Annotated in this window: 2 protein-coding genes; both read right to left on the bottom strand. The window is 60.4% G+C overall.

Going from position 1 to position 2,073, the window contains the following annotated elements; translation table 11 throughout:
- Positions 1-148 precede the first annotated feature (148 nt).
- Positions 149-1,555, bottom strand: a complete 1,407-nt coding sequence (locus CQ13_RS11535; RefSeq protein WP_082637425.1) for an ISNCY family transposase — start codon at positions 1,553-1,555, stop codon at positions 149-151.
- Between the two features lies 1 nt (position 1,556).
- The gene (locus CQ13_RS11530) at positions 1,557-1,901 is read right to left on the bottom strand and encodes a DUF6788 family protein (protein WP_057843022.1); all 345 of its coding nucleotides are present in this window, start codon (positions 1,899-1,901) and stop codon (positions 1,557-1,559) included.
- Between the last annotated feature and the right edge of the window lie 172 nt (positions 1,902-2,073).

Here is a 2,073-nt window from a genome sequence, read left to right as displayed (position 1 = left end):
TCGACGCTCCACTTATCGATGCGGAAATGCTGTTCAGACAACCGGGACCAGCTCAGTTTTCGAGCCCTGTGGTCAATGGCGTGAAGCAAAGCAAAACCCGCCGGGGTGGGCAGCGGGGTGTGAAGAACGCGAGGATGGTTGCAAGAGCTTAAGGAGCAGCTTGTTTGCTCATCGCCCGTCCGATGTTGATGAGATTGTCGGAGATCACGCCTAGCCCCACCCACCGCTGCATTCCTTCGTCGCCCTTGTATCGGCAGCGATCGAGACCGTTTCGCCGTTTGACCACGCTGATCCGCCCTTCGCATCCGGTACGCCATTTCTGGCCGTTGCGGAACCATCGTTTCTTCTGCTCGCGTTTGCGTTCGATGCTCTTGCTCGATCGATTGGGGATACACACACGCTTGACTCCCATCGCCTTCGCAGCGGCCTCGTTTCTGGCGGAATAAAACCCGGCGTCAGTCGCCACCAATCGCGGGACGCGCCCCAGCTTCGCTTGGTGGGCTGCAATGGATGGGATCAACAGATCGGAATTGTTGGGTCGCCGAGTGTAGACTTCGTAGTCCACGATGATCTGATTCTCGGCTTCCTGCAGCTTGATCATCTTGCCGAACTCGTTGGGTTTGCCGGCCTTGCCCTTGCGGATGACCTCGGTCGACGGCTCGAACACGCTAAGAATCTTGTCTTCGACGTGGGTGTCGCCATCGAAGATACGCGCCCGCGTCTGCCGCATCACCCGCCGCACCAGCGGCACCATCCTGTCGAGCTCCTTGCGCAGGCCCTCCAGTGCGATCTGCTGTAGAACATCTGTGGATCGCTTCACTCCTTGCGATATCTCCTTCGAGAACCGCTTCGCCTGACCCACCACCCGGCTCGTTGTATTGAGCAATCGGCGATAACGTTGCTGCAGCCGGTCCCGATTGAGCGGGCCTTTGGTGCGCGCTATCCGCGCGATCTCGAACAGCCGCAGCTTCACGCTCCGGCTGCGGTCGCGCAGCTTGGTTCCGACCGCGCCGGCAATATCCGTGATCTTCTTCATGGTGCGGGGCAGCACCCGCACGCCATCCCCCAGCAACGTGCTGTCGGTCGGATGGTGGATGTTGGTCTCCACCACAGTCGTATCCACGCGCATGCGCCGGCCCGCAACGACGCCGTTGTCATGCGCTATTTTCACCATCTGATCATGGATCTGCCTGAGCACCTGCGGCCCGATTGCCAAGCCCCATCGCCCCATGGTCTTGGCATCCGGCATCTTCCCGCCGCCCACCCGGGTGAAGTCGCGGTACACGAGATTGGCGCGCACCTCGCGTTCCAAGGCGGCATAGCTCAGGTTTCGGATGTGCTTGAGGACCAGCAGACGCAACACCACCTCGGCCGGCGCGCCGAACCGGCCACGACTGCGGCTCTTGGGATGCCGCTTTGCCAGCGCGTCGTACACTGCCGCCACGATCTCTTCGTCCGCCAGCACCCGATCGGCGTGCTCCATCCAGTCTTCGCGAAGATCACTCACTTCCTCGGCAATCAACCCATCGCCGAAGCTGAGTTGTGCCCGCCGCATCTCAATCATGCCGCCGCCCCATCCGCCTTCGATGCGGCCCTGGACGCAGCAGTTCATGATTGAGCTCGCAGATGTCCTCAATCGCCTGCTTGAGCTTCTGATAATTGTCGAGCCAGCGCCGGACTTCGGCGATCCGCTCGCGCCGCACGCTGAACTGTTGCGTGCGCCCGCCGGCGTAAGTCACGGTCAGGACAAACACCTGGTGTCCCTCACCGCGGGCGCATTTCGGGCAACCCTTGGTGTGTCGGACTGTGCGCTCCAGCAGCGAGCCGCGCAGCAATTCGCCGGTAATCGGCAGCTTGCCGACAAGCTTGACGCGCGCCTGAAGAGTTCGATCGCGAATCATTCATAAAAATGAATCAATGACAACCGCACAAGTCAAGCCTCGCTCCGTTCGACCTTGCAGTTTTCCGCCGACACGCCGATTCTACACCCGGCCCAAGCCTTTGCGCCGGGAAGTAGTCTAGTCTTACTGCGTCATAAATTTCGATAGCTACTTTGACTTGAGATTGCCCTGA

Origin of the sequence: Bradyrhizobium retamae (assembly GCF_001440415.1) — a bacterium.
Classification (GTDB): domain Bacteria; phylum Pseudomonadota; class Alphaproteobacteria; order Rhizobiales; family Xanthobacteraceae; genus Bradyrhizobium; species Bradyrhizobium retamae.
Note: the sequence above shows the minus strand (reverse complement) of the source record. Positions and strands in the feature narration are given on the sequence as shown.